This window comes from Rhizobium album, from assembly GCF_003122325.1.
GTDB classification, from domain to species: Bacteria; Pseudomonadota; Alphaproteobacteria; order Rhizobiales; family Rhizobiaceae; genus Metarhizobium; species Metarhizobium album.
Genome location: NZ_QFBC01000012.1, coordinates 28,980 through 42,262, shown reverse-complemented (window position 1 = coordinate 42,262; position 13,283 = coordinate 28,980). Strand labels below are relative to the sequence as shown.

Here is a 13,283-nt window from a genome sequence, read left to right as displayed (position 1 = left end):
ATTTGCGCGGTTGTCGCAACCTCCCAGGCTCTCGACCGCGCCGGTCTGCACCCACCAAAATGGGGGTGCAGGGCTCCTGAACATTTTACATCATTCGCAGCCGATGCCATCTCCGTCCCGGTCCAGATCGTAAACGTCACTGCCAACGACAGTAACCGGGCCTTGGACATACTCGGGACCGTTACCCGATCCGCCTGCACAATCGACATCGCTGGCTACAGGCACGCATGCCCCATTGTAGTTCGGATTGCATGCGGCCATCGCCGAGTTCGCGAAAAACATCGATGCCGCAACCGCGACCATAATCCGCTTCCCTCTTTCCATACCTCATCCTCTCGCATGACGATTATTCGAGAATTATGTTCGCGCATTAGGGAGTAAGGGCGGATTAAATGAATTCGTCAAATGCGAGTGAATGGCTGTTTTCTATGGACCACCGGGATTGCGTCGCTGGTCGGCGATCCGAACTGTAAATCATCTGTAATACCAGATGAAAGGACGGCCGATTTGGAAAGATCTAAGGCGTCGATTAAATCAATGCGCTTCCCTGTGTGCTGGATCGCCGTCTGGATCGATCAACCGCCAGCAACGCGCTGAGCGGCAATAGCTGCGATGGCAGCGTCGGACTCTTCTGCGGACCAACCTGCATGACGCGCCCGGTTGCTCAGCGCAATCATAACATCGGATAGCTCTCCGGCTTCCAGCTTTTGCTCATCTTCTGTCCCGGCGCTGGTGTGGTCCATGTAAGCCGGCTCTATAGCGCTCCGGCAATCAGCGGCACGTTCTGGATAGGCGCCATGTTGTCGCGGGCCGGGGATGTCCTTCAACTCTGTCATTTCTACAAACCTTAGCCTCGGAATTCAGTTTTGATGAACTTCCGCCCAATGCGGATAGGTGACGAAAGCGGTTAACGCGCCTTCGCCTTCCGTTGTAATTGTGACTGCTTCCCCCTTCGGCATGTAGACAATCTCTCCGGGACCGGCAGTAACAGTTCCCGCGCCCGTCGACACCGCCAGCCTTCCCTCAAGAACCACCATGACGTCATGTACCGCCATCTTTTCGGTAAGACTTTGATTGGGTGCATACCGACCGTAGCCGATGGTGATTGGTCCACCGTCGTTTTCATCGATGAGATCTCCGACAAAGATATCGGCGTCCTGTCCCGGCGACCGAACGAGGTTCGCGTCGGCGATGCTGAATTTCTTGACTTTCATTATTTTCTCCCGTTCTCGTGATGGGAGGTAGAACCGCCGGGCGTCGCCAAGCGAACAGAGCAAATAGCCCATCCAATCACTCCGAACCGCTGACCGCATCGCCTTGCTAAATCGGGCTGGCGAAGCACTCAAGACCTGCTCTCTTGCCGCCTGATTGGCATGGCATCTATCAGCACGAATAACTCGCCGGCGCTGATCGGCTCGCGTACCTCCATTTTTGTTGTGCCATCTTTTCCAATTAAAACGGCACGAAACTCGCCATCCAACACGTTAAACGCCTGGCGTAAGTGCTCCGCATCAAGGGGCGGCGCCGATCCAAACAACGGCTGCGCGACACTGCCTTTTACACGAATGACAATCATATCGCGTTCCGTTAGCCCGTTGCGTTCAGCGAGGACCGAATTTTCCTGCCTCGCCGCTGTAGCATTGCTGACATCCGCAAAAATCAGGAAAACACGATTGACGCCGCGTAGAGGACTTAGCGCTTCTGCCGCGAGTTGTGGCTCAACGGAGGTGCCCAAGATTTCAGTCGCCAGTGATTTCAACATCGCATCGCTCCTTTTTAACGTCAAAACTAGGATGCTACAGCGATGTTCCGAACAAGAGCCGCCGAGTTGCCGGGACTCGTCGGAATATTAGTTTTAGCTTTCCTGGTTGGGCGGACCTGCGAGTTTTTCCGCATCGAGGTGGAACTACGCGGACTACCTTGGAATCAAGGGCCATTGTAAGCTTGTGATCGAACGAATTCCAAGAGGTTGATATCATAGAAAACACAATCGACATCGCGAGTTCATCCATAATCGGCCTGGCATTTGTGCTGGCGACAATAGCTATCGTGCTGGCAAGCTATTTCCTTGCACGCCGCCTCTTGCATCCGGGAAACGAAGGTGACCGCACGCTTGAGGTCGCAGGCAATGTCGCGGTCCGCGTCGCCACCCTTCACAGCCTCATCCTTGGTCTCGTTTACGCCCAGGAACTTGACGACTATAAAGGTGTTCGATCCACCCTGATCGAGGAAACAGTCGCGATATCCGACGTTTTCAACGACGCCAGGCGATACGGCGGCGCAATCGTCACGCCGGTTCAGGAGGGTCTCTCCAGATACGTCTCTGTCGTGGTGAACGAGGAATGGGAAGGCCTTGCCGACGGGAAGGGACTATCGCCCAGGGCTTGGCAGGAATGGGAGAGGGTGTATGACCATGTCCTCGACCTTGCACCCACCACAGATCGGCAGCGCTATCTCAGCACGAGATTGAAGGACCGGGTGACAGCCATAGCCAAATACCGCCAGCTTCGCGAGGCTCCAACAACGAGCCGGTTCTCTGGTCTGTTCTGGGCTCCAGCAATCATCGGCCTGATTATCGTATCTTCGGCCTTTTACGTCTACCGCCCCTCACGGACGCATTTAGTCCTCCTCGGTCTCTTTGGCGCATACTCCGGCGTAATCCTTTTTTTCATCTTTGCGTTCGGCAACCCCTATGCCAATCCAGGCAAACTCGAACCGAGACCTTTCCAGCATTTACTCAAAGGTGATTTGGGCATTCCCGTGCTCACCACGCCTAACCGCCTGTTCACACAATAATAGGCCCGCGTAGCCGCTGCGTCGATATGCCATTGAAGTGCGAGTAGAATACCGCCGACGAAGCGCCGGTTGCAGCGTTTAGCTTCTTGCATAGCTGATCGGCGGATCGAATTGTAAATCGTGTGTATTATCAGGGAACGCCGAACTGCCAAGACAGTTGTACGGCGACTTCAGTTTCTATGTGTGGTGCTCAATGGCAAGAAAAAGCTCGACAGACTTTAATAGACTGAGGGAGGCCTCCGTAGCACAACTCGCTCCGGTCCCTTTGCTCGGCATATTGGTGCTGAATACGGATGACGGCTTGATCGATATGGCGATCAACAAGGCGACTGCCGAGGAACTGCGCAACGCTCTTGACCGGTTTATCGCCGGCCGAGCTCCGACTGTCGGTGACCTGAAGCCTTGACCAAGGATGTCTAAACTGGACAGAACATCTTCGCAAAAAAAGCGCCCGGCCTGAGGCGAACGCAAGTTTCGGTCGTTCCAGAGACAGACGGCCAAGGCCCAACACCTGGCTTCGTTAAAGCCACACACCCTCCATCTGTATCATTGGTTCAAATTGAACCGGTTGTGGGCACGGTCCGCTAACTTCGAAAACGAAAGCAACCCGTCTTCTCACTTGATATTTGTTAAGAGAAGGAGATTTCGAATGCATAGGCCGATGGAGGAGGATGCCATGCGAAACGAGTTAGAAGCGTATCGAGGACAGCAGGTGACGGTCCATAGCTGGTCAAACGGCGTGAGAAACCGGAAGTTTAAGACCTTAGAACTTGCCCTGGGTTACTGCCGACATCATATCGCCGATCTGTCCTCAATTGAAGTTTTCGTTCACGGCGAGTGCACAGCCGACTCGATTATTTCCGGTATTCAGCTTGAAGCTCTTGTCGAACGCGGGTGACGCCGAACCAAGTGACCGTGCCAGCAGTTGTGATCGAAAATTAGCGTTTGTAGGAGATTGTCCAGACAGCGGCCGAACATGTAAATCGTATGCCGCTTTCTCCAGTAAATTTGCCCGCTTCCGCGGGCTTTTTCTTTGATGAATAGCCGGTACAAATCGGCAGTTCTTGATTGGCGTCGCTAGACCTCTGAAAAGAAATTTGAAGATTTTTCGGCGCGTGGATTGACGCCAATGAGAGGCGATGATCTTCTGACGTTACCCTCTGCGCGTAGCTTGACTGGTCGATGTCCATGTCTAACGCAGCCGCTCTGCGCTATGGATAAATTCCTCGCGGATCGTACTTGATTTCTGATTCTGCGATGCATTTGCGCTCCGCATCGTAAACGGACAGCCTCAGAATTTTTCGGCCGTCTTCTGGCTTTAAATCTCGCGACATCTCAGAAAGAGCGATAACCGCTTCCTTGAATGCCCTCTCATTGCTTTCAAACTCTAGGCCGTCTGCATCGTCGATCGTAACGCCGTTGTCGTTGAGGTCGAAGTAGTAGATGGCCATGGGAGCGCTCCGTTGTGTTCGTGGAACGCGCCTGCTTTGTTTCCGTTCCGCGAAGAGCAAGCTCGAAATCTGCCAGGAACGAGAACTGCAAATGTGATTTCGAGTCGGCTGTCCTCGTCAGTTACTCATCAAATTCCGACAACTGCAACAACAAGGCCAAGTCGTGAAGCATCACTTCCTCAGGTTTCCGACGAGAGGTGTCGCGGGAGAACCATTGCTGGGCATTAAGGATTACACGCATAGCCGCGGGCGGATAATCGTCTAACGATAAGATCCACACAGATAGCTCTTGCCTGGCAAGCCGCCCGCTGCTGTAGACGCCGAACAATTCGGCACTAATGCGCCGAAGTTCGCCGCTATCGCCCATATGTAATTCCCTTTTGGAAGGGGAAAACATCAAGTTTGTGAATTAGTTCCGCCTATCAAGCTGACAAAGTTTTTGAGCCAGCTCATAGGACGTTAGCGGAGAGACGGAATAAATTTCGATCGCCCTCAACAGCACTATTCTTCTCGCTTCATTGTTCGTGGACGAGCCTAGTTGCGTGCAGTGAAGGGCAACAGCATCGAGGATAACGTCGATTTCGGTATCGGAATAGGAAAGTAGGTTGAATATGGGCATCGAAGCACTCCCTTTTTGGCGGGAGTTTTCTCCACTGGCAAGTTGGCCGCTTACGTCATGCCAGCATTTTAGACATAGGGTGGCCTCGATGCCTTTCAAGTAAGTCAGCCGTCCGGCTCCTTTGCGAGAGGGCTGACTTACTGCATCATTGTGAGTTCCCGGTCAGTCGTCTGCGGACGGGTCTCCAAACGTTCGACTGCAAAGCGTAAACGACCGGTCTGCTTCCACGGAATAAACCTCCCGTAGCCCGGAATGGGCTGGCGGCCGCCCGAAAATGAATTCTGTGCTTTTGAGCTCAAATCGTAGCGGGGGTGATGTTGTCAACGCGAACAACGCCTTCGATCACACCCCGCTGTAAGTCGGTGCGGTCTCTTTCAATCTCGATAACTGTGTAAAGCTTTTCGTCCCGAAAGGCACTGGCATTGACGGTCGTAACATCCTCAGCCGGAGCGGCGTCAATATCCATAAAATCGAGTTCACGGCCGGCGGCAACTATTCGAGCATCGCCAGATGTTCGAGCGGCGACAAGAAGCTCACCTGAGCCTGGGGAATTATCCCAACGAGGGTCGGTTGATGCAGCGACCGGCACCAAACGGTATACATTCAACGTTTCTCCAGTCTCCCCCGGCGCTGCGAGTTTCATTGAGTCCTGCTGTTGCGCCTGGCTCTCAACCGAATGCCCGAAGCGCGTGCCAAGCGTTTCGCCGGAGGTGCTCCCTTCATTCGTGACATTGTTTGCCATCGCTCTCTCCCTTCAAGTTGAACTTCGTCGCAAAACGATAGGAGCGCCGGATAGTTCCGCTTCCGGAGCCAAGCGCCGATGCAAGATCAGCAGTCTACGAGACTTATGCCTGAATAGCAGACTAAGTCTGTTTCGGCTCTGCAAGCGCCTGTTCACGCAGGGCACGGAGGCGAGCGGTCTTTTCCTCGCGAGCCTTTTTCTCGATATCTATGCTTTCCAGGGCTACTACCGTGGTAACTTCAGCGGCTTCTCTGCGACCCTCTATCGTCGTTGATACCCTTGGGCGCTTGATTGGTTCAGTCACGCGATACCTCCGTTTTAGGTATCCTGCCCCTCCCACCCCACATGTCATTCAACTAATTTAATCTGCTGAAAATGGCTGCCGTTGTTCAGGGCTTGGAAGGAGGGCAGACGGGCGGCTGGAACCATAGGCCTTTATCCTTGTTGGGTGCGGATCAATCCAAGAAGGAGAAAACCGATGAGTATCACCAGCCCGAGAGACGGAGCACCCGGCACGACGGATCAGTCACCACGCTGGGAAGGTCCGCAGGAAAACACGCCACGCGGCTACCTTCCCGCAAAAGATGATCCGGATCGTGACCGCGATGCAGCAGGCGAAAATCTGAAAGATCCGCGGAAACGAAATCTTTCCGACGGCCTCAAGACAAAAGGTGACGGGTAATGGTCGCTCGCTCAGACACCGAAAACACCAAGCAGCAAATCCACGGTGATACGAAAGGGCAGTTTGCAAAACCGCTCAAGGGCAAAACCCATGACGGCGTCGCAAGCGCAAAGCCTACTGTTATCACCGGCTCGGATGATGCCACTGCCACCAAGATACCGCCGGGCCAGAAAGGAACGGAAAAAGAATGGTCGGTGAACTACGATCCGAAGGATAATGAATGAAGGTCGCCATCGCGGTAGCCGACATGTTCGCGTGAAACACTCCATTAGTGTGTGAACCCACGCTAGCGGAGAAATTGGTCTCAATGTAGTTGCCTGCAAAAAGAACGCCCCGCTCCAAAGGCACCGTCTATTTCGGCAAGGATGAACCCGAGCCCCTTCCGCCATATTAACCGCGGCGACCCTATCGGGCTCGCCGCTCGCTCAACTCGATCAGCCACCCGGCAATGCGAAGCAGCTGGAACGCGAACCAGATGCGAACACGCTGTCTCATGCTCGTCCCAAGATCCGGATCAGAAGGTATAGTTCCGCATCGTCCTCTTCCAGATCGTATTCCAGCCGACCGTCCACATCGTTTTTCCTCTCGAAGCGGGCACTGATTCCCTCCGCAAAGGCGGGATGCCGTTCTGGCAGCACCGCGTGTTTATCGCCTTGGCTGACAATGCCAGAAACGCGACCGAATACTTTAAACTCCCGACCGGTCGCGTGGTAGAACTGGGAATTCAAAACACGATCTGAAGCCGCCGTGATAGACCGCGTGACTCCAGTCGTACTGTCAATTGCTCACCTCTCCGATCGTATCGGCAGAAGACACTCATCGCCGATCCCAAAGCCCATCCGCTTGAAAGACGCTCCTAATCTTCCATCTTACCGCGAGAGTGGCGGGGCGCCGCCCACGCAGTAAAAGATTGATGCCGTCGACCGGGGAGATGATTGATGGAATGGTCTCACTTGTTCTTTCAGAACTGGCAAGGCGTGCTGAGAACGGCGATCATCGGGGCTTTGGCGTACATTACACTGGTCATTTTTCTCCGTATCGCGGGCAAAAGGACGCTGGCCAAGCTGAATGCATTCGATCTCGTCGTTACCGTAGCGCTGGGCTCAACGCTTTCAGCTATTCTTCTTCAGGAATCTATTGCCCTTGCGGAGGGCGCTACCGCATTGGCAGTGCTCATCCTACTTCAGTACCTTGTCACATACGCCTCCGTTCGCTCAAAAACCGCCGCCAAAATGTTTCGCTCGGAGCCGACGCTTCTTGTTCGAAACGGATCATACTGCTGTGAAGCGATGAAGCGCCAGCGCATCACGAAAGACGAGGTAAAGTCGGCCGTCCGCGCGAGCGGGACGGACAAGGTGAAGCGGTCTCAGCCGTGGTGCTGGAAAGCGATGGTACACTGAGCGTAATTCGAAAATAGTTTTAGAACATGGGCGAGTATGCAAGGCCTGAAACCGAGGTGTTCCAGACCGGGACAGAATGCAACGCTGTCGAGAGTGGTCCGGATCTCTCAAGCCTGAAAATGTATCTCCCTCCGTCCGCGCGTTAGAGCGTTGACGAATTGGTTGATATATCACTCGTTTTGATACGTTATTATGACGTTATCTCGGCTTTCTACGCCGCGCCTGTTTCGTGATCCCTGACGAGAAAGTCATGGAGTGCGACATAGAGCACGAATCGCAACGTCGTCATGCGGGAGCGAAGTCCAATCAAGATCGAGAAGTTCTCCCGCTTCGGTCACAGATGCCTTTCCGCGCGCTACCTCCGCACGGCGCCCACTAATACAGTCGAAGGCACTCACTAATCGCGCATTCGGCGTCCAACGCGATGCGAGGGTAACATCCGAAGCGTAGCCAAATAATGCCAGGCCTGCTGTGACAGGCACAATCCATCTCGGCAGACGTTTGCCGGCTATTTTTCGCAGCGCCATCATCATGCCGGCTGCGGCCAAGCTTGCCACGATCGCGGCAATCAACTCAAAGGCCATATTTCCACGCGCTTCTCTTTAATCGACTCGGGTGGTTCGGGGATACTGGTCTTCAGGACGAGGTGCGGGCAAAGATTTCCGCCCGCACCCGCCGTGATCAATGTCCGGTTGCAGCTCCCGCCCCGCGGGGGACCCTGATCGATTCGACCAGATCCTGGACATGCTGAGGCGGCGACGCGGTCATCGCGGAGACGGCATATGCTGTACCGAAGTTGAGCAATGCGCCGATCGGGCCGAAAGCGGTTGGCGGAATGCTGAAAAGATAATTCGATGCGACATTTTCCAGCATATTCGTACCAGGGATGAAGAACCAACCGAGGTAGGTGAACAGGTAGATGGAAGTGACCACCAGACCGACAAGCATTCCAAGTGTCGCGCCAATCGAGTTGATCCGCTTCGAAAAGATCCCCATCATCAGAGCTGGGAATATCGTCGCGGCCGCCAAGCCGAACGCGAGAGCCACGGTTTGAGCTGCGAACCCCGGCGGGTTGAGACCGAGCAGCGTTGCGACAAGAATTGCGCCCGCCATTGAAATGCGCGCCGCCAAAAGCTCGGACTTCTCGGAATTGGCCGGTTTGAGCCAATCCTTGATGAGATCGTGGCTGATAGCAGACGAGATCGCCAAGAGGAGACCTGCAGCCTTTGACAATGCCGCTGCAAGCCCGCCGGCCGCGATCAGAGCGATGACCCAACCCGGAAGTTTGGCGATCTCCGGGTTGGCAAGCACCAGAATATCATTATTGATTTCGAGCTCGTCACCGGTCCAGCCGCGTTTTGCGACGCCTCTGCAGAAAACGCCTGGGACTTGTCGTTGTAATATTGGATCCGCCCATCTCCATTCTTGTCCTGTAACTTCAGCAATCCAGTGACTTCCCAATTGCGCATCCAGTCCGGCCTCTCCTCGTAAAGAACGGCCTGTGAATGGGGACCCTGCGGAAAAATCGTGTCAATGATATTAAGGCGAGCCATGGCGCCGACAGCAGGTGCTGTAAGGTATGGGAGAGCGATGAATATCAAAGCCCAGCCTGCCGACCATCGTGCATCAGCCACTTTTGGAACAGTGAAGAAGCGAATGATGACATGCGGCGGGCCTGCGGTACCAATCATCAGGGACAAGGTGAACAAGGTCATATTCAGCATGAAGCCCTGGCCGGTGTAAGCCGTAAAGCCGAGATCGGTCACGACCTGATCGAGTTTTTGCAGCAGCGGCACTCTCAAAGGGTTGCCAATGAAAATACGCGCGGGTTTCCACCTTGGATATGAGTGCCAAAAGCCTACCCCGATGCTGATGGTCCTCAACATTCACCCGTCTCGCCGCGCGGATCTTTTGACGGAGCAGGTCATCTGCTTCGATCGGCCGATCGAAGGATGGGTTACATCGACGGCTTCGGCAATGCCTGCAGCCGCATCGTCGCGCCGGCGGGTATGACGACGATTTCGACCGAATTCGAGATCTTTGACGGCGGCCTGCCCGATCCGGTCCCCGGGGACGCCATGCAACACGACATCAAGGATCTACCCGACGAGGTGCTGGTCTATCTGCTCGGCAGCCGCTACTGCGATACCGATCATCTGGCCGATTGCGCCTGGAAGCAGTTTTCCGCCACGCCTCTCGGATGGCCGAGGGTGAAGGCGATCCTTGATTTCACCCACAACCATATCACCTTCGACTATAAGAAAGCGGATCCCTCCAGAACTGCGTTCGGTGGTTACAATGATCGCGTCGGCGTCTGCCGTGATTTCGCACATCTCGCCATCACGCTCTGCCGCTGCATGAACATTCCGGCCCGCTATTGCACCGGCTATCTCGGCGACATCGGTGTTCCGAAGGATCCGAACCCGATGGGCTTCAGTGCCTGGTTCGAAGTTTATCTCGGAGGGCACTGGCATACCGTCGATGCCCGGCACAATGAGCCACGCATCGGCCGCATCCTGATGGCAACAGGGCGGGACGCTACCGACGTGGCCCTCACAACCGCATTCGGCCCGGCAAAGCTGACGCGCTTCGAGGTGGTAGCCGAAGAAATGCCGGCTGCCGATCCGATGTAGGAACTGCTCACACCTCGATGCTCAAAGCGTTGAGGCTTACACGCCGTCACGCCGCGCCGGCATTCGGCGCAGGCTCTTCCGTCGAAATAGCGTCGGTCGTTCGGCCAGGCGCTTCTGGTGATCCGTCAGCATGTTCGATGGTAATCTTGACGGGACCGGCCTCCATTTCTCCAAACGGCGAAGCGAAAGCGATCTCAGCCGCATCGCGGCCGACGCCGATCCTGACAAGTCCGTCGAGGTTGGCCTGCCGGGTTGCATCGAACAGCCACCACCGGCCATCCAGATAGGCTTCGAAGACCGCATGGAAATCAGATGGCTGCAGCCCGTAGGCATAACAGCTGACAAACCGTGCCGGGATATCGAGGGCACGGCAGAAAGCGATGCCGATGTGAGCAAAGTCGCGGCAGACACCCGCCCGCTTCAGGAGACTTTCGTCAGCCGTCGTCTGCTCGTCGGAGAATCCGCGCTGATAGTCGATGTTGTCGTAGATCCAATTGCAGATAGAGGTGACGCGACGATGACCTTTCGGCAAATCGCCGAACTCTCGATTGGCGAACGCCGCGAGGCGGTCGGACGATACGTAACGCGACGGCAGCAGGAAGGGCATGATGTCGAGCGGCAGGTCCGTGAGCGGCGTCTCCGATATCGCCGCCGGGTCGGTGCGGAAGACCTTGAGCGTTACCTCAGCCTCGTATCGGATCTCAAGCGGCCCGGCTTCGGCGTTCACCGCGAAGTAGCGGTTATGGACGTCAGGAACACTGTAGGTTCGCTTCGGCAGATCGGGAGATACGACGAGCCTCTCCTCGAGATCGAGGTGACGTTCAAGCCTCGCAACCTCAAGATTGAAGATGAAGGTTGTTGGGCTCTTTACTTCGTAGGAGAGTTCGCAGCCCAGTCTGTAGCGCACCATTTCATCTTCCCCTTAAGTGCCCGTTGGACATCTGTTATCGCGCCATTTGCGGCTAGAGCCGGGCGAGAAGTTCGCCCTTCTTCGTCTCGAACTCCTGATCGGTGAGTATGCCTTTGGCATGGAGCGTGGCCAGTCGTTCGATCTTGTCGAAGACCTCGTTCTCGCGGGTGTGGGAGCTGGTGTCTTTTTCCGCCGGCTTGTCAGAGATGCCGATGTCGGAGCGTCGCTCGCCATCGACCGAAGCTGTTGAGTGGTCTCGATGACGTTCCTCACCGGAGGGCGCGACTTTCTCCAGTCTCGAGAGGTCGATGCGTCCATGCTGCGAATTGAACGTCACGCTCTGATCCGCGGACTGCTGCTGTGAAAAGCCCGAGATGAGATAATCTTTCGTGTCGGAGACGGTGATCTTCCCACCGATGGAAAGCGCCCAGCGTCGGCTGGACGGGAAGAAAGCATATCGCATGTCGTTTTGCGACCCGGTTGCTGAGGGAGAGCCGAGGCCGTCCGGCCACCAGTCTCGCGCCATCGTCGGCTGGACACCGAAATGGTGGGGGCCACTGCCCTCTGACTGCGATTGGTGCTGACCGGTCGATGGTCGGGCTCTGCCGGATCGGCTGGCGAGGCTTGCGAGATCGGTGCACAAGTCGGCGACCTTTGCCTTCAGCCCATGATTGAACATGTCACCGATCATCAGCATCCCACCTGAGGACCACTGTCCCAGGCCACCAAGTTCGGGGTGATTGAACGGCGCCTGGGTGCCGCCTCCGGCAACAAGTGCCGACAGCAAGTGCTCGGCCGCCAAGTAACTCACATGATGCCGCTCGACGATGTCGCGAAGCTGCTCCCGGATGTTTTTATCTTCCGTGTCGGTCATGGCAGTTTCGCCAGCTCTTCCTGAGTGACAAAGTCGTCCGTTGCACCGGCTTCATGATCCGGATGGGAATACTCGATACCGTCGGCGACCGGCATGTCGAGGGCCTGCTTCACGCTGACAATACCCATCGGCACCTTGCCTTCGCCTTCTGTGGCGACAATTTCTACGATCGCTTGTTCGTCCGGCATAGGTCATCTCCTTCATGATCCACTAAGGTTTTACTGCCGAGCGCCCTGATTACGTCGCCGCTCGCCACTCCATCTTCAATCCTGTGCCTGACTACCGCCGCGCCATTTTCCTCGACCGAGAAGTCGTCATGGTGCTTGATCAGCAGCCAGTTGGTTCGCTTGCCACCATCGCGGTCATGGCGCATGCGGACAAGCACAAAGCTGCCATGCAGCCGTTCGCCTTCCAGCGTGAACTTGAAATCGCCCTTTGTGAGCGCTTCTTCCGGCGTCTTTTTTCCTTCCGGCTCCCAGTAGCCGCGATCCCACAGCATCACCGTGCCGCCGCCATATTCGCCCTTGGGTACGGTACCTTCGAAATCGCCGTAATCGAGTGGATGGTCCTCGACTTCGACCGCGAGACGCTTGTCGCCGGGATCGAGAGACGGCCCTTGGTCACCGCCCAGGACTTGAACACCCCGTCGAGCTCCAGGAGGAGATCGTAATGCAGCCGCGTTGCGTCATGCTTCTCGATCACGAACCGCCGGCGATTGGAAGCCTTGACCTTCGTTTCGCCGCTGGGTTCAGCCGTCTTTTTGAAATCGCGCTTGGCACGATATTTGGAGAGATTGTCGGCCATTAGTTCGGTGATCCTTCTACAAGAAAGCGGGCCGGCTTCGTGCCAGCTCGGTACCTGATCAGCGTCCTGACAACCGGATTGCCCTAGCGTCTCCCAGGCTGCGCTGGACGGCGGCGATCTGGCTGGTAGCTATTTATCTGCGGATACCTCGATCTCACCTTCAAGTGCTCCATCACGGCGAGCGCCGTCTTCGTGCGAGGCGTCGCCCCGGACGGCCTGGAGCCGGCGGTATTGCGATCGCTCGCAAACTGGATGAAGATGTCGGGCCTGGAAACTCCGTGGTGCTGAACGAGGTGCTCGACCGCAAGGTCAGCCGCTGCCCTCGTTTCGAATGTAGCCCGAATTGTAGTGGTGCTATCATCTGCCATTTGA

Annotated in this window: 15 protein-coding genes and 5 pseudogenes; 7 read left to right on the top strand and 13 right to left on the bottom strand. The window is 55.7% G+C overall.

The genetic code is table 11. The features are described 5' to 3' along the window. Positions 1 to 575 precede the first annotated feature (575 nt). The 3 genes from DEM27_RS22160 to DEM27_RS22150 form a co-directional block, all read right to left on the bottom strand. Positions 576 to 836 (bottom strand): hypothetical protein, encoded by a 261-nt coding sequence (locus tag DEM27_RS22160; RefSeq protein WP_109460433.1) that lies wholly within the window; start codon positions 834 to 836, stop codon positions 576 to 578. Positions 837 to 860: 24 nt separating this feature from the next. After that, positions 861 to 1,214 (bottom strand): ethanolamine utilization protein, encoded by a 354-nt coding sequence (locus DEM27_RS22155; RefSeq protein WP_109460432.1) that lies wholly within the window; start codon positions 1,212 to 1,214, stop codon positions 861 to 863. A 128-nt stretch (positions 1,215 to 1,342) separates the two neighbouring features. Further along, positions 1,343 to 1,762, bottom strand: coding sequence for a DUF4174 domain-containing protein (locus DEM27_RS22150; RefSeq protein WP_109460431.1), 420 nt, complete (start codon positions 1,760 to 1,762; stop codon positions 1,343 to 1,345). 266 nt (positions 1,763 to 2,028) lie between these two features. Here DEM27_RS22150 and DEM27_RS22145 point away from each other — a divergent pair, with 266 nt between their 5' ends. Beyond that, entirely contained in the window at positions 2,029 to 2,796 is a 768-nt protein-coding gene (locus DEM27_RS22145; protein ID WP_474176025.1) for a bestrophin-like domain, read from the top strand. A 676-nt stretch (positions 2,797 to 3,472) separates the two neighbouring features. After that, positions 3,473 to 3,694: a hypothetical protein gene (locus DEM27_RS22140; RefSeq protein ID WP_128755547.1), complete on the top strand. Its 222-nt coding sequence runs from the start codon at positions 3,473 to 3,475 to the stop codon at positions 3,692 to 3,694. A 313-nt stretch (positions 3,695 to 4,007) separates the two neighbouring features. On the opposite strand, the gene DEM27_RS22135 is transcribed toward DEM27_RS22140, so the two are convergent. The 3 genes from DEM27_RS22135 to DEM27_RS22120 form a co-directional block, all read right to left on the bottom strand. Further along, positions 4,008 to 4,247, bottom strand: coding sequence for a DUF6894 family protein (locus DEM27_RS22135; protein WP_109460428.1), 240 nt, complete (start codon positions 4,245 to 4,247; stop codon positions 4,008 to 4,010). A gap of 121 nt (positions 4,248 to 4,368) precedes the next feature. Beyond that, positions 4,369 to 4,614 (bottom strand): hypothetical protein, encoded by a 246-nt coding sequence (locus DEM27_RS22130; RefSeq protein ID WP_109460427.1) that lies wholly within the window; start codon positions 4,612 to 4,614, stop codon positions 4,369 to 4,371. 547 nt (positions 4,615 to 5,161) lie between these two features. Next, the gene (locus DEM27_RS22120) at positions 5,162 to 5,608 is read right to left on the bottom strand and encodes a hypothetical protein (protein ID WP_109460425.1); all 447 of its coding nucleotides are present in this window, start codon (positions 5,606 to 5,608) and stop codon (positions 5,162 to 5,164) included. Between the two features lie 478 nt (positions 5,609 to 6,086). On the opposite strand from DEM27_RS22120, the gene DEM27_RS22115 reads away from it, so the two are divergent. The 4 genes and pseudogenes from DEM27_RS22115 (at position 6,087) to DEM27_RS22105 (ending at position 7,690) form a co-directional block, all read left to right on the top strand. Beyond that, a complete protein-coding gene (locus DEM27_RS22115; protein WP_165823529.1) occupies positions 6,087 to 6,290 on the top strand; it encodes a hypothetical protein in 204 nt (67 codons plus the stop codon). Then, positions 6,290 to 6,569, top strand: a pseudogene (locus DEM27_RS22110) (hypothetical protein). The gene DEM27_RS22115 and the pseudogene DEM27_RS22110 overlap by 1 nt, the downstream one beginning before the upstream one ends. A gap of 288 nt (positions 6,570 to 6,857) precedes the next feature. Next, positions 6,858 to 7,030, top strand: a pseudogene (locus DEM27_RS35230) (KUP/HAK/KT family potassium transporter); the annotation flags it as partial. Positions 7,031 to 7,228: 198 nt separating this feature from the next. Further along, on the top strand, positions 7,229 to 7,690 hold the full coding sequence (locus tag DEM27_RS22105) for a DUF421 domain-containing protein (RefSeq protein WP_245446029.1): 462 nt from the start codon (positions 7,229 to 7,231) through the stop codon (positions 7,688 to 7,690). Between the two features lie 681 nt (positions 7,691 to 8,371). Here the strand turns inward: DEM27_RS22105 and DEM27_RS34735 are convergent. Beyond that, positions 8,372 to 9,001 (bottom strand): sodium:solute symporter family transporter, encoded by a 630-nt coding sequence (locus tag DEM27_RS34735; RefSeq protein WP_245446027.1) that lies wholly within the window; start codon positions 8,999 to 9,001, stop codon positions 8,372 to 8,374. Then, a complete protein-coding gene (locus DEM27_RS34730) occupies positions 8,950 to 9,576 on the bottom strand; it encodes an SLC5/6 family protein (RefSeq protein WP_245446051.1) in 627 nt (208 codons plus the stop codon). Before DEM27_RS34730 ends, DEM27_RS34735 begins: the two co-directional genes overlap by 52 nt. Here DEM27_RS34730 and DEM27_RS22095 point away from each other — a divergent pair. Then, positions 9,503 to 10,323, top strand: a pseudogene (locus DEM27_RS22095) (transglutaminase-like domain-containing protein). The gene DEM27_RS34730 and the pseudogene DEM27_RS22095 sit on opposite strands and share 74 nt — an antisense overlap. Positions 10,324 to 10,369: 46 nt before the next feature. On the opposite strand, the gene DEM27_RS22090 reads toward DEM27_RS22095, so the two are convergent. The 5 genes and pseudogenes from DEM27_RS22090 to DEM27_RS34725 all read right to left on the bottom strand — a co-directional run bounded on the left by DEM27_RS22090 (position 10,370) and on the right by DEM27_RS34725 (position 13,279). Beyond that, positions 10,370 to 11,230 (bottom strand): transglutaminase-like domain-containing protein, encoded by an 861-nt coding sequence (locus DEM27_RS22090; protein ID WP_109460558.1) that lies wholly within the window; start codon positions 11,228 to 11,230, stop codon positions 10,370 to 10,372. A gap of 55 nt (positions 11,231 to 11,285) precedes the next feature. Then, positions 11,286 to 12,107 (bottom strand): SHOCT domain-containing protein, encoded by an 822-nt coding sequence (locus DEM27_RS22085; protein WP_109460423.1) that lies wholly within the window; start codon positions 12,105 to 12,107, stop codon positions 11,286 to 11,288. Beyond that, the gene (locus tag DEM27_RS22080; RefSeq protein ID WP_109460422.1) at positions 12,104 to 12,295 is read right to left on the bottom strand and encodes a hypothetical protein; all 192 of its coding nucleotides are present in this window, start codon (positions 12,293 to 12,295) and stop codon (positions 12,104 to 12,106) included. The genes DEM27_RS22085 and DEM27_RS22080 overlap by 4 nt, the downstream gene beginning before the upstream one ends. Before the next feature lie 56 nt (positions 12,296 to 12,351). Then, a pseudogene (locus DEM27_RS22075) lies at positions 12,352 to 12,911 on the bottom strand (DNA polymerase ligase N-terminal domain-containing protein); the annotation flags it as partial. Between the two features lie 58 nt (positions 12,912 to 12,969). Beyond that, positions 12,970 to 13,279 (bottom strand): annotated as a pseudogene (locus DEM27_RS34725) (hypothetical protein). Positions 13,280 to 13,283 lie beyond the last annotated feature (4 nt).